21 protein-coding genes are annotated in these 24,403 nt (G+C 56.1%); 18 read left to right on the plus strand and 3 right to left on the minus strand.

Translation table 11 applies throughout. The annotated features are described in order from the left end of the window. Window positions 1–532: 532 nt before the first annotated feature. The 15 genes from ACFPDR_RS05135 to ACFPDR_RS05205 all read left to right on the plus strand — a co-directional run bounded on the left by ACFPDR_RS05135 (window position 533) and on the right by ACFPDR_RS05205 (window position 15,753). Window positions 533–892: an NADH-quinone oxidoreductase subunit A gene (locus tag ACFPDR_RS05135; RefSeq protein WP_003801061.1), complete on the plus strand. Its 360-nt coding sequence runs from the start codon at window positions 533–535 to the stop codon at window positions 890–892. Between the two features lie 147 nt (window positions 893–1,039). Beyond that, the gene (locus ACFPDR_RS05140) at window positions 1,040–1,516 is read left to right on the plus strand and encodes a NuoB/complex I 20 kDa subunit family protein (RefSeq protein ID WP_003801059.1); all 477 of its coding nucleotides are present in this window, start codon (window positions 1,040–1,042) and stop codon (window positions 1,514–1,516) included. Window positions 1,517–1,542: 26 nt separating this feature from the next. Beyond that, window positions 1,543–2,154 (plus strand): NADH-quinone oxidoreductase subunit C, encoded by a 612-nt coding sequence (locus ACFPDR_RS05145; RefSeq protein WP_009456690.1) that lies wholly within the window; start codon window positions 1,543–1,545, stop codon window positions 2,152–2,154. Between the two features lie 5 nt (window positions 2,155–2,159). Beyond that, window positions 2,160–3,413 (plus strand): NADH-quinone oxidoreductase subunit D, encoded by a 1,254-nt coding sequence (locus ACFPDR_RS05150; protein WP_003801056.1) that lies wholly within the window; start codon window positions 2,160–2,162, stop codon window positions 3,411–3,413. Window positions 3,414–3,442: 29 nt separating this feature from the next. After that, window positions 3,443–3,937, plus strand: a complete 495-nt coding sequence (gene nuoE / locus ACFPDR_RS05155) for an NADH-quinone oxidoreductase subunit NuoE (protein WP_026483139.1) — start codon at window positions 3,443–3,445, stop codon at window positions 3,935–3,937. Beyond that, window positions 3,934–5,301, plus strand: coding sequence for an NADH-quinone oxidoreductase subunit NuoF (gene nuoF, locus ACFPDR_RS05160; protein WP_009456684.1), 1,368 nt, complete (start codon window positions 3,934–3,936; stop codon window positions 5,299–5,301). The genes nuoE and nuoF overlap by 4 nt, the downstream gene beginning before the upstream one ends. Window positions 5,302–5,315: 14 nt before the next feature. Next, window positions 5,316–7,646, plus strand: coding sequence for an NADH-quinone oxidoreductase subunit NuoG (gene nuoG, locus ACFPDR_RS05165; protein WP_035272463.1), 2,331 nt, complete (start codon window positions 5,316–5,318; stop codon window positions 7,644–7,646). Between the two features lies 1 nt (window position 7,647). Next, window positions 7,648–8,721, plus strand: a complete 1,074-nt coding sequence (gene nuoH / locus ACFPDR_RS05170; protein WP_060186470.1) for an NADH-quinone oxidoreductase subunit NuoH — start codon at window positions 7,648–7,650, stop codon at window positions 8,719–8,721. 17 nt (window positions 8,722–8,738) lie between these two features. Then, a complete protein-coding gene (gene nuoI, locus ACFPDR_RS05175) occupies window positions 8,739–9,227 on the plus strand; it encodes an NADH-quinone oxidoreductase subunit NuoI (RefSeq protein WP_003801051.1) in 489 nt (162 codons plus the stop codon). 18 nt (window positions 9,228–9,245) lie between these two features. Then, the gene (locus ACFPDR_RS05180) at window positions 9,246–9,887 is read left to right on the plus strand and encodes an NADH-quinone oxidoreductase subunit J (protein ID WP_009456678.1); all 642 of its coding nucleotides are present in this window, start codon (window positions 9,246–9,248) and stop codon (window positions 9,885–9,887) included. Window positions 9,888–9,889: 2 nt separating this feature from the next. Continuing rightward, window positions 9,890–10,198, plus strand: coding sequence for an NADH-quinone oxidoreductase subunit NuoK (gene nuoK, locus ACFPDR_RS05185; RefSeq protein ID WP_026483136.1), 309 nt, complete (start codon window positions 9,890–9,892; stop codon window positions 10,196–10,198). A 15-nt stretch (window positions 10,199–10,213) separates the two neighbouring features. Then, on the plus strand, window positions 10,214–12,217 hold the full coding sequence (nuoL, locus tag ACFPDR_RS05190; protein ID WP_060186471.1) for an NADH-quinone oxidoreductase subunit L: 2,004 nt from the start codon (window positions 10,214–10,216) through the stop codon (window positions 12,215–12,217). A 12-nt stretch (window positions 12,218–12,229) separates the two neighbouring features. Then, entirely contained in the window at window positions 12,230–13,717 is a 1,488-nt protein-coding gene (locus tag ACFPDR_RS05195; protein WP_026483134.1) for an NADH-quinone oxidoreductase subunit M, read from the plus strand. 11 nt (window positions 13,718–13,728) lie between these two features. Then, entirely contained in the window at window positions 13,729–15,207 is a 1,479-nt protein-coding gene (nuoN, locus tag ACFPDR_RS05200; RefSeq protein ID WP_083053262.1) for an NADH-quinone oxidoreductase subunit NuoN, read from the plus strand. A gap of 12 nt (window positions 15,208–15,219) precedes the next feature. Beyond that, entirely contained in the window at window positions 15,220–15,753 is a 534-nt protein-coding gene (locus tag ACFPDR_RS05205; RefSeq protein WP_009456672.1) for a DUF2818 family protein, read from the plus strand. Between the two features lie 131 nt (window positions 15,754–15,884). On the opposite strand, the gene ACFPDR_RS05210 is transcribed toward ACFPDR_RS05205, so the two are convergent. After that, the gene (locus ACFPDR_RS05210) at window positions 15,885–17,000 is read right to left on the minus strand and encodes an NAD(P)H-dependent flavin oxidoreductase (RefSeq protein WP_115633925.1); all 1,116 of its coding nucleotides are present in this window, start codon (window positions 16,998–17,000) and stop codon (window positions 15,885–15,887) included. A 171-nt stretch (window positions 17,001–17,171) separates the two neighbouring features. On the opposite strand from ACFPDR_RS05210, the gene serB reads away from it, so the two are divergent. Beyond that, a complete protein-coding gene (serB, locus tag ACFPDR_RS05215) occupies window positions 17,172–18,023 on the plus strand; it encodes a phosphoserine phosphatase SerB (RefSeq protein WP_009456669.1) in 852 nt (283 codons plus the stop codon). Between the two features lie 199 nt (window positions 18,024–18,222). On the opposite strand, the gene mfd is transcribed toward serB, so the two are convergent. Beyond that, a complete protein-coding gene (gene mfd / locus ACFPDR_RS05220; protein WP_376911060.1) occupies window positions 18,223–21,702 on the minus strand; it encodes a transcription-repair coupling factor in 3,480 nt (1,159 codons plus the stop codon). Between the two features lie 29 nt (window positions 21,703–21,731). Here mfd and ispD point away from each other — a divergent pair, with 29 nt between their 5' ends. Further along, window positions 21,732–22,433 (plus strand): 2-C-methyl-D-erythritol 4-phosphate cytidylyltransferase, encoded by a 702-nt coding sequence (gene ispD, locus ACFPDR_RS05225; RefSeq protein WP_376910746.1) that lies wholly within the window; start codon window positions 21,732–21,734, stop codon window positions 22,431–22,433. Beyond that, on the plus strand, window positions 22,430–22,915 hold the full coding sequence (ispF, locus tag ACFPDR_RS05230) for a 2-C-methyl-D-erythritol 2,4-cyclodiphosphate synthase (protein WP_021446886.1): 486 nt from the start codon (window positions 22,430–22,432) through the stop codon (window positions 22,913–22,915). The genes ispD and ispF overlap by 4 nt, the downstream gene beginning before the upstream one ends. Window positions 22,916–22,977: 62 nt before the next feature. On the opposite strand, the gene ACFPDR_RS05235 is transcribed toward ispF, so the two are convergent. Further along, complete coding sequence (locus ACFPDR_RS05235) at window positions 22,978–24,387, minus strand: ATP-binding protein (protein WP_162473399.1); 1,410 nt, start codon at window positions 24,385–24,387, stop codon at window positions 22,978–22,980. Between the last annotated feature and the right edge of the window lie 16 nt (window positions 24,388–24,403).

Genomic DNA, 24,403 nt, shown 5'->3' on the forward strand with positions numbered 1-24,403 from the left:
AAAGCCATCCTTCGGGATGGCTTTTTTATTGCTCGTTGTTTAGGGTGTTCAGGTCGGTCTGTTTGGATTGCGGCTCTTGGGCTGTTTTGGGGCTGTTGCTTCTGGGGTTGTTGGTATGTGCTTGTCCTCGCTCTTGCGGTTCTGTGTGCGGATCTGTTGAATACGCCGTTGCTGTGCTCCTCTGTGCCTGGTGCCCGAATCGCTTGTGTGTTGTGCTTGCCTATCTATTATTCCGACTGCTCGGTCTTGTTTGTCTTGCTTACAAAATAAGCGCGAAAAATCGTTTTCCTGGCTGTTGTGGCTGACATTTTCCTTACAAAAGCGGGTAAGATAATTAATCAGCGCTTGAAATCGCAACCCTTAATAAAGTAAATAATCAATAGTTGAAGGGTTTTTGGTCAGGTAGCTGACAGTTTTTGCGGCATGGGTGCAACACCCGTGCATAGATGTAATGGTTTGGGGTTATCCCCCAAAACTGTGCTCTCAAAATGCTACAATCCAAGAGTTTATTTACTGCGATTGGATGCTTTGCATGAACCTGCAAGAGTACTTTCCCGTTTTGCTATTTATCATCGTCGCCACTGGGATTGGCCTGGCTCTACTTTTAGTCGGTCGAGTGCTCGGTCCAAACCGGCCCGATGCTGAAAAGCTCTCTCCTTACGAATGCGGTTTTGAAGCATTCGGCGATTCGCGCATGAAGGTGGACATTCGTTACTACCTGATCGCGATTCTGTTCATCATGTTCGATCTGGAAATCGCTTTTCTGTTTCCCTGGGCCATGGCCAATGGAACAGTAGGCCTGGTCGGTTTCTGGACCGTTATGGCGTTCCTGGCCGTTTTGACGGTCGGTTTTATCTACGAATGGAAAAAAGGCGCTCTGGACTGGGAGTAAGCCCATCCATAGAGAACCCTGCTAGGGGTTTTCGCGTCTGCTGCTGGGCATAAGGGGCACGAGGATGCGTCTTGATGACAGCGGGTTTGGTCAGCAACAGGATAGGCCGGGGCTTCCCAGGGTCTGATCCGGCAAAAGGCAACTACTATGGCTATCGACGGCATTCTCAAAGAAGGTTTTGTGACGACCAGTGCAGACAAGTTTCTGAACTGGGCAAAAACAGGGTCCATGTGGCCCATGACATTTGGTCTGGCCTGTTGTGCAGTGGAAATGATGCACGCTGGTGCAGCTCGTTATGATCTGGACCAATTCGGCATTATTTTCCGTCCCAGCCCACGTCAATCTGACTTGATGATTGTGGCGGGCACCCTGTGCAACAAGATGGCACCCGCCTTGCGTAAGGTGTACGACCAGATGGCCGAGCCACGCTGGGTCGTCTCCATGGGCTCCTGTGCCAACGGTGGCGGTTACTACCACTACTCCTACTCGGTCGTTCGCGGCTGTGATCGCATCGTGCCGGTAGATGTGTACGTGCCAGGCTGCCCTCCGACTGCTGAGGCTTTGGTCTACGGCTTGCTGCAAATGCAGAACAAGATCCGCTTGACCAATACCATCGCACGCTGAACGGTTAGAACAGGCTAAACAAGACTATGACACGGCTAGAAACTTTAAAAACCAACTTGCTCTCTATCCTTGGCGAGCAGGCTGCGTTGACGCAAGCGCGCAATGAACTCACTTTGGAAGTGCCCGCTGATGCATGGGTCGACACTTGCACATTGCTTCGCGACCACGCTGATCTGCGCTTTGAGACCTGTATCGACTTGTGCGGGATTGATTATTCCGCCTGGAAAGCGCCCACCTATCAGGCTGCATCGGCTCAGTTTCCCCATCGCTTTGCCGTTGTACTGCACCTGATGTCCTTGAAGCACAACTGGCGCCTGCGTGTGCGCTGCTTTGTGCCCAACGACGATTTCCCCGCTTTGCCAACCCTGTTCGAGGTCTGGCCGTCGGTGAACTGGTTCGAGCGCGAGGCGTTTGACCTATACGGCATTATTTTCGAGAACCACCCTGATCTGCGTCGCATCCTGACCGACTATGGTTTCATCGGTCATCCGTTCCGCAAAGACTTCCCCATCTCCGGCTACGTCGAAATGCGCTATGACACCGAGCAGAAGCGGGTCATTTACCAGCCCGTCACCATCGAGCCGCGTGAAATCACGCCACGAGTGGTGCGCGAGGACGATTACGGAATTGGGCGATAAGCATCATGGCAGAAATTCAAAACTACACCCTGAACTTTGGTCCTCAGCACCCAGCCGCACACGGTGTGTTGCGTTTGGTGCTTGAGCTGGACGGCGAAGTCATTCAGCGTGCTGACCCCCATATTGGTCTGTTGCATCGTGCCACCGAAAAGCTGGCTGAGCACCGCACTTTCCTGCAAACCCTGCCATACATGGATCGTCTGGACTATGTGTCCATGATGGTCAACGAGCACGCTTACTGTATGGCCGTGGAGCGTCTGGTCGGTGTTGAGGTGCCGTTGCGTGCTCAATACATCCGCGTCATGTTTGACGAGATTACCCGCATCCTGAACCACCTGATGTCGGTCGGTTCGCATGCGCTGGACGTGGGTGCCATGGCCGTGTTCCTGTACGCCTTCCGTGAACGTGAAGACCTGATGGACTGCTACGAAGCGGTCTCCGGCGCCCGTTTGCACGCGGCCTACTACCGTCCTGGTGGCGTTTACCGCGATCTGCCCGGCACCATGCCTCAGTACAAGGCCAACAAATACCGCTCCGACAAAGAACTGAAAGCCATGAACGAAGCGCGTTCAGGTTCCTTGCTGGACTTCATTGAAGACTTCACCAATCGTTTCCCCGCTTGTGTTGACGAATACGAAACCCTGCTGACCGATAACCGTATCTGGAAGCAGCGTCTGGTGGGCGTGGGCGTGGTTGATCCTGATCGCGCCAAGGCGTTGGGCTTTACCGGCCCCATGCTGCGTGGTTCGGGCGTGGAGTGGGATCTGCGCAAGATGCAGCCCTACGAAGTCTATGATCGCGTCGAATTTGATATTCCTGTGGGTCGCAACGGTGACTCTTACGACCGTTACCTGGTTCGTATCGCAGAAATGCGCGAGAGCAACCGCATCATCCGTCAGTGTGTACAGTGGCTGCGTAACAACCCCGGTCCTGTCATCACGGATAACCACAAAGTGGCGCCGCCATCGCGCGAACGCATGAAAACCGGGATGGAGGACTTGATCCACCATTTCAAACTGTTCTCCGAAGGTATGCACGTGCCTACTGGCGAAGTGTATGCCGGTGTGGAGCATCCCAAGGGCGAGTTTGGCATTTATCTGGTATCTGACGGCGGTAACAAGCCTTACCGCATGAAGATCCGTGCTCCGGGCTTCGTCCACTTGCAGGCCCTCGATGAAATGAGCCGCGGTCACATGATTGCCGACGCGGTCACGATCATCGGCACGCAGGACATTGTGTTTGGCGAGATCGACCGCTAAGGTCGCGCCTGGAAAAACGGAACCGAATTATGTTGCTTTCCGAAAAAGCCTACCAACAGATAGATAAGGAACTGAGCAAGTTCCCGGCAGATCAACGTCGCTCTGCCATCATGGCCTCCCTGGCCATTGCCCAGCAGGAAAAAGGCTGGGTATCGCCAGAAATTATCGAGGATGTGGCCCAATACATTGGCGTGGAGCCTATCGCTGTGCAGGAGGTTGCGACCTTCTACAACATGTTCCACACCAAGCCCGTTGGCCGCGTCACTATTTCCGTTTGCACCAACTTGCCCTGTGCGCTGCGTGATGGCGTCAAGGCTGGCGAGTACCTGAAAGAGAAACTGGGTATCGAATACGGTGAAACCACGGCGGACGGCCAGTTCTCCCTGATCATGGGAGAGTGCATGGGTTCATGTGGTGATTCGCCCGTCATGCTGCTGAACAATCAGCACATGTGCGTGCGCATGGAAGCCGAGCGCATTGATGCCATGCTCGAAGAATTGAAGACACACGGAGAATCGGCATGATTGCACCGGACATTCTGCGCAAGTTCGCACAGGGATTGGAACCTAACCCTGGTGGCGACCTGTCGCGCAGCATGATTTTTCATGATCGTCATATTCAGCCACAGATTCTGGCTGGTTTGAACGGCGATAACTGGGGCCTGGAAGAGTACGTCAAGCGCGGTGGCTATGAAGCTCTGCGTAAAGTACTGACTACCGGCATGAAGCCCGAAGACGTGATTGCTGAAGTCAAGACTTCGGCCTTGCGCGGTCGTGGTGGTGCAGGTTTTCCATCGGGTTTGAAGTGGAGCTTCATGCCCCGCAGCTTGCCCGGTCAAAAGTACCTGGTATGTAACTCCGACGAGGGCGAACCCGGCACTTTCAAAGACCGCGATATCCTGCGTTTCAACCCGCACATCGTGATCGAGGGCATGGCCATTGCAGCCTACGCCATGGGTATTACCGTGGGCTACAACTACATCCACGGTGAAGTGTTCGAAATCTATCAGCGTTTTGAAGAAGCGCTGGAACAGGCCCGTGCGGCAGGCTTTCTGGGTGACAAGATCCTGGGTTCGGATTTCAGCTTCCAGCTGCATGCGTTCCACGGTTACGGTGCCTATATTTGCGGTGAAGAAACTGCGCTGCTGGAGTCCCTGGAAGGCAAGAAGGGCCAGCCTCGCTTCAAACCACCATTCCCGGCCAGTTTTGGTCTGTACGGCAAGCCGACAACCATCAACAACACTGAAACCTTCGCGGCTGTACCCTGGATTTTGCGCAACAGCGGTCAGGAATACCTGGAAGTGGGTATCCCCAATGCGGGCGGTACCAAGATCTTCTCCATTACTGGCGACGTAGAGCGTCCCGGTAACTACGAAGTGCCTCTGGGTACACCGTTTGCCACCTTGCTGGAATTGGCAGGCGGCATGCGCGACGGTCGCAAACTGAAAGCTGTGATCCCTGGTGGTTCCAGCTCGCCCGTTTTGCCCGCCGACATCATCATGGCGACCAACCTGGACTATGACTCCATTGCCAAGGCTGGTTCCATGCTGGGTTCGGGCGCTGTCATCGTGATGGACGAGACTCGTTGCATGGTCAAGTCCCTGCTGCGCCTGTCCTATTTTTACTATCACGAAAGCTGCGGCCAGTGCACGCCGTGCCGGGAAGGCACAGGCTGGTTGTGGCGCATGGTGCATCGTATCGAGAACGGTCAAGGTCGCCCAGAAGATCTGGACATGCTCGATGACATCGCACAGAACATCATGGGTCGCACCATTTGCGCCCTGGGTGATGCTGCTGCCATGCCGGTGCGCAGTTTCGTTAAGCATTTCCGCGACGAGTTCGCACACCACATCGAGCATAAAGGCTGTGTGGTGCCTCAATATTTGTAGGCCAGGACAACGTAATGGTAGAACTCACCATCGATGGCATTAAAGTTGACGCCCCGGAAGGCAGCATGGTCATTCAGGCTGCCCATGACGCCGGGGTCTACGTGCCGCACTTCTGTTATCACAAAAAACTGAGTATTGCCGCCAACTGCCGCATGTGTTTGGTGGACGTGGAAAAAGCGCCCAAGCCTTTGCCTGCTTGCGCCACTCCCGTCACCAACGGCATGGTTGTGCGTACTCGTTCGGAAAAAGCCATTGCCGCTCAAAAAAGCGTCATGGAATTCCTGCTGATCAACCACCCCCTGGATTGCCCCGTGTGCGATCAGGGCGGTGAGTGTCAGCTGCAGGATCTGGCCGTGGGTTACGGTGGCTCCGAGTCGCGCTACAAGGAAGAAAAGCGCGTTGTGGCCGCCAAATCCATGGGCCCACTGATCTCGACCGAAGCCATGCAGCGTTGCATTCATTGCACCCGCTGTGTGCGTACTGGCGAAGAAATCGCCGGCGTTCAAGAGGTTGGTATGCTCAACCGCGGCGAGCACGCTGAAATCACCACCTTTGTGGGTCGCGCAGTCGAGTCTGAATTGTCGGGCAACATGATTGACGTTTGCCCCGTGGGTGCCTTGCTGTCCAAACCCTTCCGCTTCAATGCCCGTACCTGGGAATTGGCCCGTCGTCGCAGCGTTAGCCCGCACGACAGCGTAGGTGCCAACCTGGTGCTGCAAGCCAAGATGGACAAGGTACTGCGTGTTGTTCCTTTCGAGAACGACGAAGTCAACGAGTGCTGGATCAGCGACCGTGACCGTTTCTCCTACGAAGGCCTGTACACCGAAGATCGTCTGACTCGCCCCATGGTGCGCGGTGATGACGGCCAGTGGCGCGAAGCCTCCTGGAACGACGCCATGCAAACCATCGTTGCCGGCATGAACGCCGTGCGCGAGAAGTTTGGTGCAGATCAGCTGGGCTGTATTGGTTCGGCTACCTCCACGACTGAAGAACTGGCTTTGCTGGCTCGTCTGGGTCGTGCTCTGGGTACCGAAAACGTGGACTTCCGTCTGCGTCAGACCGATGCCCGTCTGGATGGTGCTCTGGCCGGTGTGCCTTGGTTGGGTATGCCTCTGACCGCCTTGAACGAGCTCGATCGCGTTCTGGTCGTGGGCTCCTTCCTGCGTAAAGATCACCCCTTGATGGCCCAGCGTCTGCGTCAGGCTGTCAAACGTGGCGCTCAAGTTTCCTTTATTGATTCGGCTGCCGATAATCCATTGTTCAATGCGATTGCTGGCCGCATGACGGTTGCTCCCAGCCAGTTGGCCAACTCTCTGGCTCAAGTGCTGGTTGCCGTTGCCAAAGCCAAAGACAGCGCAGTTCCTGCGGGTCTGGAAGGCGTGCAAGTTTCTGCTGAAGCTCAGCAGATTGCTGACAGCCTGGTTTCCGGCGAACGCGTCGCTATCTTGCTGGGCAATATGGCTGTCAACTCGGATCAGGCTAGCGTAATTGCTGCCAACGCCAATGCGATTGCACAGGCTAGCGGTGCCAAGCTGGGCTTCCTGACTGCCGGTGGTAACACCGTGGGTGGCTACTTGGCTAACGCCGTACCGGGCAAGGGCGGTTTGACTGCCGAGCAAATGCTGGCTCAAACCCTGCGTGCTTACCTGGTTCTGAATGTTGAGCCAGCACTGGACAGCGATCTGGGCGAACGTGCAGTAGAAACACTGAAGTCCGCCACCTTCTCGGTCGCGCTGACTTCCTATCGTTCCGCTGCCGAGCAGTGGGCCGATGTGATGCTGCCCGTGTCTCCTTTCACTGAAACCTCCGGCACCTTCGTGAACGCCGAAGGCCGTGTACAAAGCTTCAAGGGTGCTGCTGCTCCTGTGGGCGATACACGTCCGGCCTGGAAGGTTCTGCGCGTGCTGGGCAATCTGTTCCAGCTGGATGGTTTTGACGATGAAACCTCGGAATCGGTTCGTGACTCTGTCATGGCTGCCGGTGTGGAATCGCGTCTGTCCAACCAGATCAATCTGGCTGCCAGCGTTCTGCCTGCAGCAAGCGGTCTGGAGCGTGTGGCAGATGTGCCTATCTACCGTAGCGATGCGCTGGTGCGCCGTTCGGCTCCCTTGCAGGAAACACCTGCTTCGGCAGCACCTACGGCTCGCATGGCCGCTGCCACGCTGGCCCAACTGGGTCTGGCTGACGGCGATCTGGTAAAGGTTCGTTCTTCGCAAGGCGAAGTCAGCCTGCCAGCTCAGCTGGATGACACCGTGGCATTGAACTCGGTGCGTGTTGCCACCGCTTTTTCTGAAACAGCCGCTTTGGGTAGCGCATTCGGTCAATTGACAGTGGAGCGTGCATAACATGGAATTTCTCTCTGCCATCAATAGCTACGGCACGGACCTGCTGGGTCCGACCGCATGGTATGTGGTGTGGACGCTGCTGAAGGTTGTTGCCATCGCTGTGCCCGTCATTCTGTGTGTTGCCTACCTGACTTACTGGGAACGCAAGATGATCGGCTTCATGCACGTTCGTCTGGGACCAACCCGTGTTGGTTACCGCGGCTTGCTGCAGCCTTTCGCTGACGTTTTCAAACTGCTGACCAAAGAGCTGATCGTTCCAGCGAAGTCCAATAAGGTCCTGTACCTGTTGGCTCCGGTTGTGACGCTGATGCCTGCTCTGGCTGCCTGGGCTGTGATTCCTTTCAGCCCCGATGTGGTTCTGTCCGACGTTAACGCCGGTCTGCTGTACATTCTGGCGATTACTTCGCTGGGTGTGTACGGTGTGATCGTGGCCGGTTGGGCTTCCAACTCCAAGTACGCCTTGCTGGGTGGTCTGCGCGCAGCCGCTCAGGTGCTGTCCTACGAACTGGCCATCGGTTTCGTGCTGATTACCGTGTTGCTGGTTTCCGGCACGCTGAATCTGTCGGGCATCGTGCTTGGCCAGACTCAGGGTTACTTTGCGGATAAGGGCTTGAACTTCCTGTCCTGGAACTGGCTGCCTCTGCTGCCACTGTTTGTGATCTACGTGATTTCCGCTGTTGCTGAAACCAACCGTCACCCGTTTGACGTGGTGGAAGGCGAATCGGAAATTGTGGCCGGTCCCATGGTGGAGTACTCCGGTACCGGTTTCGCTCTGTTCTTCCTGGGCGAATACGCCAACATGATTTTCCTGTCTGCTCTGGCGTCCATCATGTTCTTGGGTGGCTGGACTCCCATTGTCGAGTTCGCTCCATTTACCTGGATTCCGGGGTGGCTGTGGCTGGGTCTGAAGACCTTTGTCGTGGTCTCCATGTTCATCTGGTTCCGTGCAACGTTCCCACGTTACCGCTATGACCAGATCATGCGTTTGGGCTGGAAAGTATTTATCCCGCTGACCGGTGTTTGGCTGGTTATTGTGGCGATCTGGATGCAGACGCCCTGGAACATCTGGCATTAAGGCTAAGGGGCAAGATTATGGAAGCAATCAAAGATTTCTTTGGCAGCCTGATGCTGTCCGAGATGCTCAAAGGCATGCGCCTGACGGGGAAGTATTTCTTCAAGCGCAAGGTAACCCTGCGTTATCCCGTCGAAACCACGCCCGCTTCGCCACGTTTTCGCGGTCTGCACGCTTTGCGTCGCTACGAAAACGGCGAAGAGCGTTGCATCGCGTGCAAACTGTGCGAGGCCGTATGTCCCGCCATGGCCATCTCGATCGAATCGGCAGAGCGCGAGGACGGTACCCGTCGTACTACGCGTTATGACATCGATCTGGCCAAGTGTATTTTCTGTGGTTTCTGTGAAGAAAGCTGCCCGGTCGATTCGATCGTGGAAACGCACATTCACGAGTACCACGGTGAAAAACGCGGCGATTTGTACTACACCAAGGACATGCTGCTGGCTATTGGTGACCGCTACGAAGACGAGATCGCTCGTCGTCGTGCCGCAGATGCACCTTATCGCTAAGGCCGGAGCTCTACACTCATGTTATTTACTACTGTTCTGTTTTATGTGCTGGCGCTGGTGATGGTGGTGGCCGCGTATCGCGTGATCGCTGCCAAGAATCCGGTTACAGCCGTATTGCATTTGATTCTGGTGTTCTTCACGGCCGCCATGATGTGGATCACGATGGGCGCCGAGTTCCTGGGCCTCTTGCTGGTGGTGGTCTATGTGGGCGCCGTGATGGTGATGTTCCTGTTCGTCATCATGATGCTGGACGTTCGTCAGGAATCCGCTGCCAAGAAATTCAAGGCTCACGTGCCTATGGGGCTGTTGATCGGCGCCATCATGGTTCTGGAAATGGGCTTTGTGCTGACCAAACTGTGGTTCACAACGGCACCTGCTGCCGCGGTGGCTGCGGACTACAACAACACCCGTGTGATTGGCGAGTTGATGTACTCCCAGTACGTGCTGGCGGTGTTGCTCGGTGGCATTGTGCTGCTGGTTGGCATGATCTCGGCCATTGCACTGACTCTGCGTAAACGTGAAGGTGTCAAACGCACCGTCTCCAGCGAACAAGTCAAGGTTCGTTCGCAAGACCGTCTGCGCATGGTTTCCATTCCTTCTCAAACCGAAAAGCCGTCGGCGTCCAGTTCGGCTGACGCTGTCGTGCCAGGAGACAAATGATGATGACGCTGACGCTTGCGCACTATTTGGTCCTGGGCGCTGTGCTGTTCACGATCGGCCTGTTCGGCTTTTTCCTGAACCGTCGCAACCTGATTATTTTGCTCATGTCTGTTGAGCTGATTCTTTTGTCGGCCAACATGAACTTTGTGGCCTTCTCCACCTGGATGGGCAACGAGGCAGGTCAGGTGTTTGTCTTTTTCGTCCTGACGGTCGCTGCGGCCGAGGCGGCCATTGGTCTTGCAATTCTGGTTCTGTTGTTCCGTAACCTTAATTCGATCAATGTCCAGGATCTCGACCAGCTCAAGGGTTGATGGGATAGCACACTAATGAACTCCATAAATCTTTACTTAACGATTGCGCTTGCTCCCCTGGTGGGTTCGGCGCTAGCCGGTTTGTTCGGTACCGGCTTTCTGGGTCGATTTATCGGCAAGACAGGCGCTCACCTGATTACGATCGCGGGCGTGCTGATTTCCTTTATCGGCTCGGTCATGGTCATGTTGCAGGTTCTGGAAGGCCAGACCTTCAACGGTCCGGTCTACACCTGGATCACCATTGGCAGCATTCAGTGGGATATCGGCTTTCTGATCGACAAGCTGACTGCCCTGATGATGGTGGTGGTGACGTCCGTGTCGCTGATGGTGCATATCTACACCATTGGCTACATGAAGGATGATCCGGGCTACCAGCGCTTTTTCTCCTACATCTCGCTGTTTACCTTCTCGATGCTGATGCTGGTCATGTCCAACAACATGCTGCAGCTGTTCTTCGGTTGGGAAGCGGTGGGTCTGGTGTCTTACCTGCTGATCGGTTTCTGGTACGAGCGCAAGACTGCCATTTTTGCCAACATGAAGGCCTTCCTGGTCAACCGTGTGGGTGACTTCGGTTTTGCTCTGGGTATTGGCTTGCTCTACGCCTACACCGGCTCCATGAACTACAGCGACGTGTTCGCCAAGGTTCAGGAACTGAGCACCATGACATTCCCCGGTACTGACTGGCAATTGCTGACCGTTGCTGCTCTGGCCCTGTTTGTGGGTGCCATGGGTAAATCGGCTCAGGTTCCTTTGCACAGCTGGCTGCCTGACTCCATGGAAGGTCCTACTCCTATCTCGGCGCTGATTCACGCCGCGACCATGGTGACGGCCGGTATCTTCATGGTGGCTCGTTTCTCGCCTGTGTTTGAACAGTCGACAACCGCGCTGTCCTTCATCATCGTGATCGGTGCAACGGGTGCCTTGTTCCTGGGCTTGCTGGGTATTATCCAGAACGACGTCAAACGCGTTGTGGCTTACTCCACCTTGTCCCAGCTGGGTTACATGACGGTCGCTCTGGGTGCTTCGGCTTACTCGGCTGCTGTGTTCCACCTGATGACACACGCTTTCTTCAAAGCCTTGCTGTTCCTGGGCGCTGGTTCGGTGATTATCGGTATGCACCACGATCAGGACATCCGCAATATGGGTGGTCTGCGCAAGTACATGCCTATTACCTGGCTGACTTTCCTGATCGGTACGCTGGCTCTGGTGGGTACGCCGTTCTTCTCGGGTTTCTACTCGAAAGAGCACATCATCGAAGCCGCAGGCGAAGCCGGTATCTGGGGTTCGACCTACGCTTACTACGCCACACTGATCGGTGTGTTCGTCACCTCGCTGTACTCCTTCCGTCTGTACTTCCTGGTATTCCACGGCAAAGAGCGCTTCCGTGACGTCAAGCACGACGAGTCGCATGGCCACGACGACCATCACGCTCACGGTGGCGACCCTCACGAGTCGCCTTGGGTGGTTACGCTGCCTCTGGTTCTGCTGGCCATTCCGTCGATCTTCGCCGGTATCTGGTTCGTTGATCCATTGCTGTTCGGTGGCTACTTTGAAGGCATTGTGACGGTTCTGCCTGACCATCCTGCAATGGCAACGCTGGCCGAGCACTGGACCGACTGGATGGCTTACGCCGTACACGGTTTTGGCACATTGCCATTCTGGCTGGTTGTGGCTGGTGCTGTGGTGGCCTGGTACATGTACCTGGTTAATCCTGCTTTGCCTGCCGCTATCAAAAAGAACTGCTCTTTTATCTACCGTATCCTGGAGAACAAGTACTACGTTGACTGGTTCAACGAGCAAGTGCTGTCTCGTGGCGTTCGCTGCCTGGGTACGGGCCTCTGGAAAGGTGCTGACCGCGGTCTGATTGACGGCCTGGTGGTCAACGGTAGTGCACGCGTAGTGGGCTGGGTGGCTGCAATCAGCCGTCATATCCAGTCCGGCTATGTCTATCACTACGCCTTTGCCATGATCCTCGGGATCCTGGCGCTCTTATCCTTTTTTGTACTGACGGTTCGGTAAATGGCTAGCGATATGGCGTCTTCTACTCTTCCTTGGTTAACGCTGGCGATTTTCGTACCTATCGTCGCTGGCCTGTTGGTGCTGGCTCTGGGGCGTGATGATCGTCCCACCTTCACCCGCTGGCTGGCTCTGCTGGGTTCGATTGCCGGTCTTGTTGTCACTATTCCTCTGTACACGGGCTTCAATCCCGGTACGGCCGACATGCAGTTTGTCGAGCTGGCCCCCTGGATTGATGCCTTCAAGGTGAATTACCACCTCGGCGTGGACGGTATTTCCATGTGGTTTGTTCTGCTGACCGCTTTCATCACGGTGATCGTGGTGCTGGCGGGCTGGCAGGTGATCAAGAACCGCGTGGCGCAATACATGGGTGCCTTCCTGATCCTGTCGGGTCTGATGGTTGGCGTGTTTGCCGCTCTGGATGGCTTGCTGTTCTACGTGTTCTTTGAAGCCACGCTGATCCCGATGTACTTGATCATCGGTATCTGGGGTGGTCCGAACCGCGTGTATGCATCGGTCAAGTTCTTCTTGTACACCTTGCTCGGCTCGCTGTTGACCCTGATCGCATTCATCTACTTGTGGAATGTGTCCGGCGGTACTTTCGATATCCTGACCTGGCATAAAGTGCCGCTGGATTACACCACTCAGGTGCTGATCTTTGCTGCTCTGTTCATGGCTTTTGCTGTGAAGGTGCCTATGTGGCCTGTCCACACCTGGTTGCCGGATGCCCACGTGGAAGCACCTACTGGTGGTTCCGTGGTGCTGGCTGCCATCATGTTGAAACTGGGTGCTTACGGTTTCCTGCGCTTTTCCCTGCCCATCGCTCCTGATGCTTCGCAAGGTCTGGCCGGAATCATCATTGCCCTGTCTCTGGTCGCGGTGATCTACATTGGTCTGGTCGCCATCGTTCAGGACGATATGAAAAAGCTGGTGGCTTACTCCTCTGTGGCTCACATGGGTTTTGTCACGCTGGGCTTTTTCGTGTTCAACACCACGGGTATGGAAGGCGCGATCATGCAAATGATCTCGCACGGTTTCGTGTCCGGTGCCATGTTCCTGTGTATCGGTGTTCTGTACGACCGTCTGCACAGCCGTCAAATCGCCGATTACGGTGGTGTGGTCAAGGTGATGCCTCGTTTCGTTACCTTCTTTGTGCTGTTCTCGATGGCCAACAGCGGTTTGCCAGGCACCAGCGGCTTTATCGGTGAGTTCACCGTCATCATGGGCGCGGTGGAGTACAACTTCTGGATCGGTCTGTTGACTGCAACAGCGCTGATTACAGGCGCGTCTTACTCGCTGTGGATGCTCAAGCGCGTGGCCTTTGGCCCCGTGGGTAACGACAATGTTGCCGGCATGAGCGACCTGAGTGGCCGTGAGTTCTTCGTTCTTGGCGTAATGGCGATTGCGGTGCTGGGCATGGGTGTGTATCCCAAGCCATTTACCGAGGTCATGCACGTTTCGGTTGAAGCGTTGCTGCAACACGTCTCCATCTCGAAACTGTAGGCCGAATCACTATGGATACTACCTTTAACTTTTCTCTGGCTTTGCCCGAGATCCTGCTCCTGGTTCTGGCTTCGTGTGTGCTGATTTTTGATGCGTTCAGCAAACACAAACAGCGCCACTCGACGTTTGTTCTGAGCCTGTTGACGCTTGCCGTGGTTGCGGCCAGCGTAGCCTGGCAGTGGTCCAAGGGCGTGAGCGGTGTCTCGTTTGGTGGCCTGTTCGTCGCAGACGAGTTGGCGCACTTTCTGAAGCTGCTTTCGTGTGTAGCCGTGGCCGCTACCCTGATCTACGGTCGTGAGTACGCCGAACAGCGCGACATGATGGAACGCGGTGGTGAACTCTACACCCTGACTCTGATGGCTCTGCTGGGCCAGATGATCATGATTTCGGCCAACAGCATGTTGACCGCTTATCTGGGTGTGGAGCTGATGTCCTTTGCGCTGTACGCACTGGTTGCGCTGCGTCGTGAACACCGTCAGTCCATTGAAGCGGCGTTGAAGTACTTCGTTCTGGGTGCCTTGGCATCGGGTATCTTGCTGTACGGTATGTCCATGATTTTTGGCGCTACCGGCCATCTGGAATTCCCACGTATCGCTGAGGTCATCGCTAACGGTCAAGCCGAGCGTCTGGCTCTGGTCTTCGGTGTGGTGTTTGTTGTGGCAGGTCTGGCCTTCAAATTGACGGCTGCTCCTTTCCATATGTGGACACCGGACGTCTATCAAGGCGCTCCTACTACCGTTACCCTGATCATCGGTGCTGCTCCCAAACTGGCTGCTTTTGCCGTAACCATGCGCTTCCTGGTTGAAGCCCTGCACGGTATTGCCGTGGACTGGCAGCCCATGTTGCTGATCATGGCCGTGCTGTCGCTGGCTCTGGGTAACCTGACTGCGATCATGCAAAAGAATCTCAAGCGTATGCTTGCGTATTCGACCATCTCGCACATGGGTTTCATTTTCCTGGGCTTGCTGGCTGGCGTGTTCAATGGCGAGACTCACTCTCAAGCCTACGGTGCTTCGCTGTTCTACGTGGTGATTTATGTTCTGACCACCCTGAGCACTTTCGGTCTGATCCTGATCCTGAGCCGTCGCGGTTTTGAATGCGAAAACATCAGCGACCTGAAAGGCCTGAACCGCCGTAACCCTGGTCTGGCTTTGATCTGGCTGCTGTCCATGTTCTCCCTGGCTGGTATTCCTCCGCTGTCCGGCTTTGCTGCCAAGCTGAGTGTTCTGCAAGCTGTGGTGGGTGCAGGCTATGTCTGGCTGGCTGTGTTTGCCGTGATCATGTCCTTGATCGGTGCTTTCTACTACCTGCGTGTCGTGAAGGTTGTTTACTTCGACGAACCTGAAGGTGAGGAGCATCCTGTGGCAACGGGCTTGCTGACCAAGCTGGTCATGCTGGTAAACGGCGTTCTGATTATCGGCCTGGGCGTGTTGCCTGGTGGCTTGATGGACACCTGCATCCGCGTGATTCAGTCTTCCTTGCAGTTTTAAGTAGGTAGCACTATGGATCAAAGCCTTTCCATCTGGGTCTTGATTGTTCTTTCCGTGATTACGGCTAATCTGCCGTTTCTCGTGGAAAAGCCCTTGCTGGTTTTGCCTTGGTCCATGCCGGGCGAGCGCTCAGGTCTCTCGCCCTGGCTGCAACTGATTGTTGGCCTTGTGTACCTGGCCGTGCTGGCTGCTTTGGGTTTGGGAATCTACACGGTGATTGCCTCCAGCTCCGGCTTGAGCTCCTTGCCAGTCATGTTGGGCAAGTTGTTTTTGGGTCTGGCTTTGGTGGGGGCCATGTTTTACTTCCCGGCCTGGCGCTCTCGCCATCAGAAAGTTTCCAAAGGCTTTTTTTCTCGCCTTCTGGAAGTCTGTGCTTTTTACGGGATTATGGGTGCGTTCGGCTTTGCTTTTGAAGCCAGTATCGGTAACCCGTTCAAGCAAACTTGGGTGTTCTACACCATTACCTTTGCTCTGTTTTTGGTGATGGCGTACCCCGGCTTTGTGTATCGCTATTTGATGCGTCACCCCAAGGGCAAGTTTGAATAGTGCTGAATGCATGAAAAAAACCTCGCAATTTTGCGAGGTTTTTTTGTCCTGAATGTCTGGGCCATGCCGTCAGCGGCTGGCTTTGACGCATGTGAGGGGCTGCACACCGCGTGTGCAGCCCGCAGAATCGATCAAGGTTTGTCCAGGGGAGCATGGGTAGCGCCAGCCACGCCCAGACGCTTGCAGACGCCCTGAGCCTCTTGGGCGAGAACCAGTGTCAGTTCCTCGGCAGGCAGGGCACGACCCAAGGCAGCGCTTTGTCCGCTCCAGAGGGAACTGAATTCGGTACGACCTTGTTTTTCAGCTTCGATACGCAGCGGGCTGAGAGCCGAACCCGCATGGGGAAATACCGGAGCGCTGGCACTTAAAGGACCGATTTCATCCATCAGACGAGTGCGGATACTGCGGGCAGGGCGACCGGAGAACAGATTGGTCAAGGCTGTGCCGTCCGAGCGACTATTGGACAGGGCTTCGCGATGCAGTGGAGTGATCTTGGATTCAGGGCAGAACAGGTAGGCCGTGCCAATTTGAGCCGCGCTGGCGCCCAAGGCCAGGGCGGCGGCAATACCGCGTCCATCGGCAATACCACCGGCCGCAATCACGGGAATAGTGACGGCATCGGCAATCTGGGGAACCAAAGACATGGTGCCCACTTGTGTATGCACTTTATCGTCCAGGAATATGCCACGGTGGCCACCGGCTTCCAGACCCTGGGCGATGATGATGTCGGCGCCGTGCTCTTGCAGCCAGACCGCCTCAGCTGTCGTGGTAGCGCTGGACATGACCAGGGCACCGGCTTTTTTCACACGCTGGACCAGCTCGGGGGAGGGCAAGCCGAAGTGGAAGCTGACGACTTCGGGTTTCAGGTCTTCGACCAATTCTGCATGCTGACTGGAGAAGGGCGCGCGTGCCGCTTTGGGCAATTCCTGATTGGGGTCCTGGCCGTATTCCTGGTAGTAAGGCATCAGGCGCAGACGCCACTCTTGCAGAGCCTCTGGCTCCAGGCGCAGGTCTTCATGACAAAAGAAGTTCAGATTGATAGGGGCCGATACGGCTTGCCGGAACAAGCCTACTTGTTCCCGAATCTGTTCCGGGCTGAGCATGGCGCAGGCCAGAGAGCCCAGACCGCCAGCACGAGCAACGGCAATGGCCAGTTCACTGTCTTGGGCGCCGGCCATAGGGGCTTGAACGATGGGATGTTCGATGTGGAGCAGATCCAGCAAGGTATTGTTGGGCCAGATGTACATGGAGGGCGTCCTCGGTCATTTCGCGATAGCTTTTATCGTAGCAGGATGAGTTCAGGCTGAAAACTGACATTGTCGCCTGTTGGCAGGGCCGTGCCGGGGCTGCAGCAGGCTACAATAATCGTCTTTTGGCACAGTGGCTGTGCTGTATTTTCTTGCTTTGTGGACGATCTGATGTCTCATCTCATTCTTCAAGGGCCGCGCCTGGATAGCGCCATCATCGAAAAAATTGCGGCAGTGGTGCAGGCCGATGGAGTCCAGGAGCTGGGTCCTACCGCCGTGCGCCTGCTGGGTGCAGATGCTACGCAACGCGCTGAGGTGCAGGCCCTGTGCAAGACCGGCGCGATGGATTTTGCTTTTCTGGAGCAGATTGATCGCCTGAAAGAAATGCGTGTGCTGGCAATGGACATGGATTCCACGCTGATCAATATCGAATGTATTGACGAGATTGCTGATATGGCTGGCCGCAAGGAGCAGGTTGCCACAATTACTGAAGCGGCCATGCGCGGCGAAATCAAGGACTTCACCGAGAGTCTGAATCGCCGTGTCGCATTTCTGGAAGGTGTGCCGGTCAGCGATCTGACTCGCGTCTATGAAGAGCGCTTGCAGCCTAACCTGGGTGCGGATCGTTTGATTGCGACGGCCCATGCCCACGGGGTGAAAACTTTGCTGGTGTCGGGGGGCTTCACCTTCTTCACCGAGCGCATGAAAGACCGTTTCAGTCTGAGCTACGCCCACTCCAATACCTTGGAAGTGGTGGACGGCAAGCTGACCGGTAAAGTGTTGGGCGCAATTGTAGATGGTCAGGCTAAAGCCCGTTTCCTGCAGGAACTGGCGGCTGAGCTGGGTGCAGGTCCAGAGCAGTGTATTGCGATTGGAGATGGGGCCAATGACTTGCCCATGATGTCCAAGGCCAAGTACTCGGTGGCTTATCGTGCCAAGCCGGTGGTGCAGGAGCAAGCCAGCTTTGCCTTGAATCACTCTCCGTTGGATGCCGTGTTGAACTGGTTCCGCCTGGACGTTTGATGTCGGCGGATCGTCAGCGTAGTCTGGCGAAAGAATGAAGGTGGGCGCCCCAAACTCAAGGCTTACCAAGAGTTGGTCTGTATATAGGCCTTCAAGCTCACCAGCGTAAACGCACAAGGCAGGAGTTTGGCTGTCAAAAATAAAAGAGCGCTGTCCTTGGGCAGCGCTCTTTTTTATATCCTAGCCTTGTTGTTAAGGCTTACTTCTCTTTGCGCAAGCTGTTCAAGACATTACGCACGGCTTGAATACGGTTCTTGATTTCCTCGCCTTTGGTAATTTCAACCTTGAGCTTGTCCGGCCCAGCCAGGCGTACCTGCTTGTTCTTTTGCACCAGTTCAATAATGCTGACCGCGTCCACATTGGGCTTGGAGGAAAACTGAATCGTCGCTTGAGCTTCGCTGGCATCGATTTTCACAATACCCAGAGGCTCGGCCTTGATACGCAAGCGATGCACGGCCAGCAGGTTTTCGCCGGCTTCTGGCAGCAGGCCGTAGCGGTCGATCAGCTCCTCATGGATGTGGATTATGTCGTCTTCGGTACGGGCGTGTGACAGGGCTTTGTAGTGGCCCAGACGGGCATTCACATCCGGACAGTAGTTGGCTGGTAGCAGCGCAGAAGTATGCAGATTCACTTCGCACTGCAAGGCAAAGGGCGAGTCTAGGTCAGGTTCTTCACCCGCTTTCAGGGCTTTGACGGCCGTGTTGAGCATATCCGCATACATGGAATAGCCCACTTCCTGAATGTCGCCGGATTGGGATTCGCCCAGCACTTCACCGGCACCCCGAATTTCCAGATCGTGCATGGCCAGGAAAAAGCCTGCACCCAGCTCTTCCATGGCTTGAATGGCTTCCAGCCGCTTTTTCGCATTGCTGGTGATGGCATCCTCGCCAGGGGTCAGCAGATAGGCATAAGCCTGGTGGTGGGATCGACCCACTCGTCCGCGCAGCTGGTGCAGTTGAGCCAGACCCAGGCGATCCGCACGGTGGATGACGATGGTATTGGCCGTGGGTACATCAATGCCGGTTTCAATAATCGTGGTACACAGCAGTACGTTGTAGCGTTTCTGGTAGAAGCCCTTCATGACGGCTTCCAGTTCGCGTTCCGGCATTTGGCCGTGGGCCACTGCAATACTGGCTTCTGGCACCAGTTCTTCCAGACGGGCACGGCGGTTGTGAATGGTCTCGACTTCGTTATGCAGGAAGTAGACCTGACCACCGCGTTTCAATTCGCGCAGCAGCGCTTCGCGTATGGTGCTGCCATCTTCACGACGCACGAAGGTCTTGATCGCCAGACGTTTTTGCGGTGCCGTTGCAATGACGGAAAAGTCCCGTATGCCTTCCAGGGACATGCCCAAGGTGCGTGGAATAGGTGTCGCGGTCAGGGTCAGGATATCGACTTCGGCACGCAGCTGTTTCAAGGCCTCTTTCTGGCGCACACCAAAGCGGTGTTCCTCGTCGATGATGACCAGACCCAGTTGTTTGAAACGCACATCCGAGGACAGGATTTTGTGCGTACCAATCACAATATCTACGCTGCCATCGCGCAGGCCCGCAATCGCGGCCTGTGTTTCCTTGGTCGAACGGAAGCGGGACAGTTCGGCAACACGGATAGGCCAGTCGGCAAAACGGTCCGAGAAGGTCTGCGCATGTTGCTCGGCCAGCAGAGTGGTTGGGCACAACAGGGCAACCTGTTTGCCATTGGCCACGGCCAGAAAGGCGGCACGCAGGGCGACTTCGGTTTTACCAAAGCCCACATCCCCGCAGACCAGACGATCCATAGGCTGGCCGGACGTCATGTCGTTCACGACGGCTTCAATGGCAGCGGCCTGGTCCGGTGTTTCCTCAAAGCCAAACCCTTCGGAGAAGGCTTGATAGTCATTGAGTGGCAGCTTGAACTTGAAGCCTTCACGAGCGGCGCGCTGAGCGTACAGGGCCAGCAATTCCGCAGCGCTGTCACGTGCTTGTTTCGCTGCGCGGCGGCGGGCCTTATCCCATTGGCCGGAGCCGAGCTGGTGTAAAGGTGCATGCTCGGGATCAGCACCGCTGTAACGGGCAATCACGTGCAACTGGGCTACGGGCACATACAAAGTGCTGCCTTTGGCGTATTCCAGGTGCAGGAACTCGACCGGGCCTTCGCCCAGGTCCATTTCTTTCAGGCCGCAGTAGCGTCCAATCCCGTGCTCGGCGTGAACGACGGGGTCGCCTTCACGCAGTTCGGACAGATCCCGCACCATGGCTTCCACATCGCTGCTGCGCTCGTTGCGGCGACGGCTGCTTTGGGTGCGAGTCTGGGTGGGGTAAAGGTCGTTTTCAGTCAGCAGGCTCAGGCTGTCATGCACCAAGGCAAAGCCACGCGACAAAGGTGCGACGACCAGGGCAAAAGCCGCGTCTGACTCCAGGAAATCGGCCAGACTCTGGCAGTCTGTTGCGGGTGACAGATCATGTTCACGCAGCATCTGCAGCAGCGTTTCCCGACGACCTGCCGAATCCGCACACAGCACGGTCCGGTTTTTCGGGTCCAGCACTTCTTGCCGCAGTTGAGCCAATGGATCCTTGTCGCGTCGGTTCACCGCGACCACAGGCAAAGGCTCGAAATCGGGATGAGCGATAGGCTGGTTGTCAGCCTGTGCGCTCAGGCTCAGGCGGCTGAAAGGCTTGATGCCATTGAAAAACTGCTCGTCTGACAAAAACAGGCTTTCTGGCGGCAGAATCGGGCGTTCACGGTCGTTCTTCAGGAAGGAAAAACGGCTATGAGTATCGCTCTGGAAGCGGCCAATCGCGTTTTGTGCATCCCCGTGAGTAATGACCAGGCTGCCTTGGGGCACATAGTCCATCAAGGTGGCCGTTTCTTCAAAGAACAGCGGCAGATAGTATTCAATACCGGCAAAGGCAATGCCGTTGCCTACATCTTTATAGGGCAGGGCACGTGAAGGATCGCCCTCAAAGAACTCGCGGAAACGCGCCCGGAATTGCGTGCGCGCCTCTTCATCCATGGGGAATTCACGGCCGGGTAGCAGCTGGATTTCCTTGACCGGATACAGGCTGCGCTGGGTGTCGATATCAAAGCTGCGTATGCTTTCAATTTCGTTGTCGAACAGGTCCAGACGGTAAGGCAGCACTGAACCCATAGGGAACAGGTCAATCAGGCCACCGCGAATGCTGAATTCGCCTGGAGCGCTGACCTGTGTCATATGGGTGTAGTTGGCCAACATCAACTGGGCGCGCAGTTGCGCCTCATCCAGCTCGTCGCCCTGGCGGAATGAGAAGGTGTAGGCGGCCAGAAAGGAGGGCGGTGCCAGACGATACAAGGCGGTGGTGACGGGGACCGTCAGTACATCGACCTCGTGCATGGTCAGGGCATGCAAGGTGCGCAAACGCTCGGAGATCAGATCCTGGTGCGGAGAGAAGCTGTCGTACGGCAGTGTTTCCCAGTCCGGCAGTTGGCGCACGCGCAGAGCGGGGCCAAACAACAGGATCTCCTCGGCCAGCCTTTGGGCCGTCAAGGGATCGGCGCAGAGCACCAGAATAGGCGCTTTATGTTGGCGGGCCAGGTCGGCAATCAGGCAGGCATCACCCGAGCCGGGGGGCATGGGCTGCGAGTAGCGTTGACCGGGGCGTAAGGCAGCCAGCACATCTTGGGTGCTGGGCAGGGACAGGGAGTGCTGTTTTTCGGTTTCCATCAGGATTGTCATTATAAAATCACCCACCTATGAAGACTACCTTGATTGCAATTGTTCCAGCCGCCGGTATTGGCTCGCGCGCCCTGGATTCTGCCACGAAGGCGCAAGGCTTGCCCAAGCAATACCGTTTGCTGGGTGGGCAGCCCATGTTGCGCCGCTCGGTACAGGCTTTGCTGGCTGATGAGCGCATCAGCCAGGTGCGGGTGGCCGTGGCCCCCGGTGATACCTGGGCCGCCGCCGCACTGGAAGGTTTGCCGCGCACGATTTGTCTGCCTTGTGGTGGGGAAACGCGGGCAGAAACAGTGCTCAATACCTTGCAGGGCCTGGATAAGGACGAACAAGCCTGGGCTCTGGTTCACGATGCTGCTCGTCCCGGTTTGCCCAGGAGGGCTTTGGCGGGGCTGATTGATGCCTGCTTGCAGGCGCAACGCGGTGGCTTGCTGGCTTTACCCGTGCCTGATACCGTCAAGCGCGCAACGCCCGCCGAGCCAGCTGCGGTGCAGGAAACAGTGGATAGAGATGGACTGTGGTTAGCGCAGACTCCCCAGCTGTTTCCTGCCCATACTTTGCGTGAGGCTCTGCTAGCGGCTAAAGAACAGGGTTTTGCGGTGACGGATGAGGCCAGCGCCATGGAGTTGGCGGGCAGCCAACCCTTATTGATATTGGGTTCGGCGCGGAATTTTAAAGTCACCTGGCCTGAAGATTTTGAATTGATGGAGAAATGGTTATGAGCATGCCGATTCGCGTAGGACAAGGTTTTGATGTGCATGTGCTGTGCGAAGGCCGACCTTTGATTTTGGGCGGCGTCACCATTCCGCATACGCATGGCCTGATGGGGCATTCGGATGCTGATGCCTTGCTGCATGCGATTACCGATGCGATTCTGGGGGCGGCAGGCCTGGGAGATATTGGTCGTCACTTTCCGGACACGGACCCAAAATACAAGGGGGCCGATAGTCGAGTGCTGCTGCGCCATGCTTATGAGCAGGTACGTGCGGCTGGCTGGTTGGTAGGCAATGTGGATGCCACGATTCATGCGCAAAAACCCAAGATCGCACCACATGCTCCGGCGATGGTGGCCAATATCGAGGCCGATCTGCAATTGGAACCCGGCAGTGTGAACATCAAGGGAAAAACAAACGAGGCGATCGGCTTTGTGGGACGCCAGGAAGGGATTGCGGTGACCTCAGTTGCCTTGTTGTACCGTGCTTGATCGACTGCGGGACTGAGTCCGGCCTTGGGCAAGGGCTGTCCCCTGCCCAAGGCTCATGGTACTCAGGAAGCTTTGGTGTCTTTATCGCCCTGGGTTCCAGGCGCATTACGACTGGCGCGGATGCGGGGCAATTGAATGCGGGCGGTCAAGCCCTCGGACGGAGCACTGACCAGCTCGAAGTGGCCGCCAACTTGTCCCAGCAAACGCTCCACAATAGCCAGTCCCAAGCCTGCGCCACTGACGCCTGTGCGTGCAGAGACGCCGCGCGAGAAGGGGCGCAGCAGGCGCTGGATATCGCCTTTTTCAATACCGGCTCCCTGATCCTTGACGGCAATCACCAGAATATTGCCATGCTGATGCGCCGACAGCTCAATGCGTGCCCGATCATCCTCAGGACTGCGTCCATAGCGACGGGCATTTTCGATCAGGTTGGATACGATGCGTTTCAAGTCGTGGGCGCTGATGCGGGCATACAGATTGGGTTCGACGGAGGCTGTCAAAATCCCACCCAGTGATTCGGTATGCGTGCGTTCGCGTTCGTAGACATCATTGAGCACGGCGGAAACATCAATGCCATGTTCAGGAACGGCAGCAGCGGGGCGGGCGTATTCCATCAGTTGACCAATACTGTGGTCAATCTGGGCCAGGTCCTCGTCAATGGCGGCGCGGGTTTCGTCCGATACCTGGCTTAATTCAATTTCCAGACGCATGCGCGCCAGCGGTGTGCGCAAGTCGTGCGAAATGCCGGCCAGCATGATTTCCCTGTCGGCCTCCGTCTGGCGAATGTCGCGCGCCATGCGGTTAAAGGCAATATTCATGTCGCGGATTTCAACCGGACCTTTTTCAGGCAGGGTACTGGGGGTTTCGCCACGGGCCAGTTGCTGAGCCACTTTGGCCAACTGAGCCAAAGGCCGGTTCACAAAACGCACACTGACAGCGGCACCAATCAAGGCCAGCAGCAAGGCGGTAGCGCCCCAGCCCAGCCATTCCACGCCGGCAGTCAGACTTAATTGTTCGCGATCAAAGACCAGCCAATACTGATCTTCATTGATATCAAAGGAAACCCAGATGCCCGGTACGCTGTTGACCGACCACATGATCAAGGTCTGGCTGCCTAGTGCGCCACGCACTTCGGTAGAGACGTGCTGCCAGTAGTTGGAGCGCGGCAAGGGTTCCAGTTCGTCCGTGTTCTCGCGTGGTTGTACGCGCAGACTTTCCTTGGTGGCCAGATCCAGCAACAGGGCAGGGCGTACCGCCGGGGGCGCGTACACCAGGGCCGAGCGGGTGATGCTGACAATGGACGCCACGCGCTGCGCCATTTGGGCTGCGCGTGGGCCTTCTTCCATACTGAAGAATACTTGCAGCCAGGCACCCAGGCTGACGAGCATCAACGCTGCGAGCAATAAAAAAGACCGGCTGAATAAACCCAGCCGGATACTTGAGTTTTTTGTTGCTCGGCGTTGGGCGGCCACGGCGGGCCGCCCTTCT

The sequence above is a fragment of the Alcaligenes sp. GCM10023179 genome (assembly GCF_042653705.1).
Classification (GTDB): Bacteria; Pseudomonadota; Gammaproteobacteria; order Burkholderiales; family Burkholderiaceae_B; genus Alcaligenes; species Alcaligenes phenolicus.

Coding starts and splice junctions, on each gene's coding strand:
- ACFPDR_RS05135 (WP_003801061.1), top strand. CDS start 533: ATGAACCTGCAAGAGTACTTTCCCGTTTTGCTATTTATCATCGTCGCC.
- ACFPDR_RS05140 (WP_003801059.1), top strand. CDS start 1,040: ATGGCTATCGACGGCATTCTCAAAGAAGGTTTTGTGACGACCAGTGCA.
- ACFPDR_RS05145 (WP_009456690.1), top strand. CDS start 1,543: ATGACACGGCTAGAAACTTTAAAAACCAACTTGCTCTCTATCCTTGGC.
- ACFPDR_RS05150 (WP_003801056.1), top strand. CDS start 2,160: ATGGCAGAAATTCAAAACTACACCCTGAACTTTGGTCCTCAGCACCCA.
- nuoE (WP_026483139.1), top strand. CDS start 3,443: ATGTTGCTTTCCGAAAAAGCCTACCAACAGATAGATAAGGAACTGAGC.
- nuoF (WP_009456684.1), top strand. CDS start 3,934: ATGATTGCACCGGACATTCTGCGCAAGTTCGCACAGGGATTGGAACCT.
- nuoG (WP_035272463.1), top strand. CDS start 5,316: ATGGTAGAACTCACCATCGATGGCATTAAAGTTGACGCCCCGGAAGGC.
- nuoH (WP_060186470.1), top strand. CDS start 7,648: ATGGAATTTCTCTCTGCCATCAATAGCTACGGCACGGACCTGCTGGGT.
- nuoI (WP_003801051.1), top strand. CDS start 8,739: ATGGAAGCAATCAAAGATTTCTTTGGCAGCCTGATGCTGTCCGAGATG.
- ACFPDR_RS05180 (WP_009456678.1), top strand. CDS start 9,246: ATGTTATTTACTACTGTTCTGTTTTATGTGCTGGCGCTGGTGATGGTG.
- nuoK (WP_026483136.1), top strand. CDS start 9,890: ATGACGCTGACGCTTGCGCACTATTTGGTCCTGGGCGCTGTGCTGTTC.
- nuoL (WP_060186471.1), top strand. CDS start 10,214: ATGAACTCCATAAATCTTTACTTAACGATTGCGCTTGCTCCCCTGGTG.
- ACFPDR_RS05195 (WP_026483134.1), top strand. CDS start 12,230: ATGGCGTCTTCTACTCTTCCTTGGTTAACGCTGGCGATTTTCGTACCT.
- nuoN (WP_083053262.1), top strand. CDS start 13,729: ATGGATACTACCTTTAACTTTTCTCTGGCTTTGCCCGAGATCCTGCTC.
- ACFPDR_RS05205 (WP_009456672.1), top strand. CDS start 15,220: ATGGATCAAAGCCTTTCCATCTGGGTCTTGATTGTTCTTTCCGTGATT.
- ACFPDR_RS05210 (WP_115633925.1), bottom strand. CDS start 17,000: ATGTACATCTGGCCCAACAATACCTTGCTGGATCTGCTCCACATCGAA.
- serB (WP_009456669.1), top strand. CDS start 17,172: ATGTCTCATCTCATTCTTCAAGGGCCGCGCCTGGATAGCGCCATCATC.
- mfd (WP_376911060.1), bottom strand. CDS start 21,702: ATGGAAACCGAAAAACAGCACTCCCTGTCCCTGCCCAGCACCCAAGAT.
- ispD (WP_376910746.1), top strand. CDS start 21,732: ATGAAGACTACCTTGATTGCAATTGTTCCAGCCGCCGGTATTGGCTCG.
- ispF (WP_021446886.1), top strand. CDS start 22,430: ATGAGCATGCCGATTCGCGTAGGACAAGGTTTTGATGTGCATGTGCTG.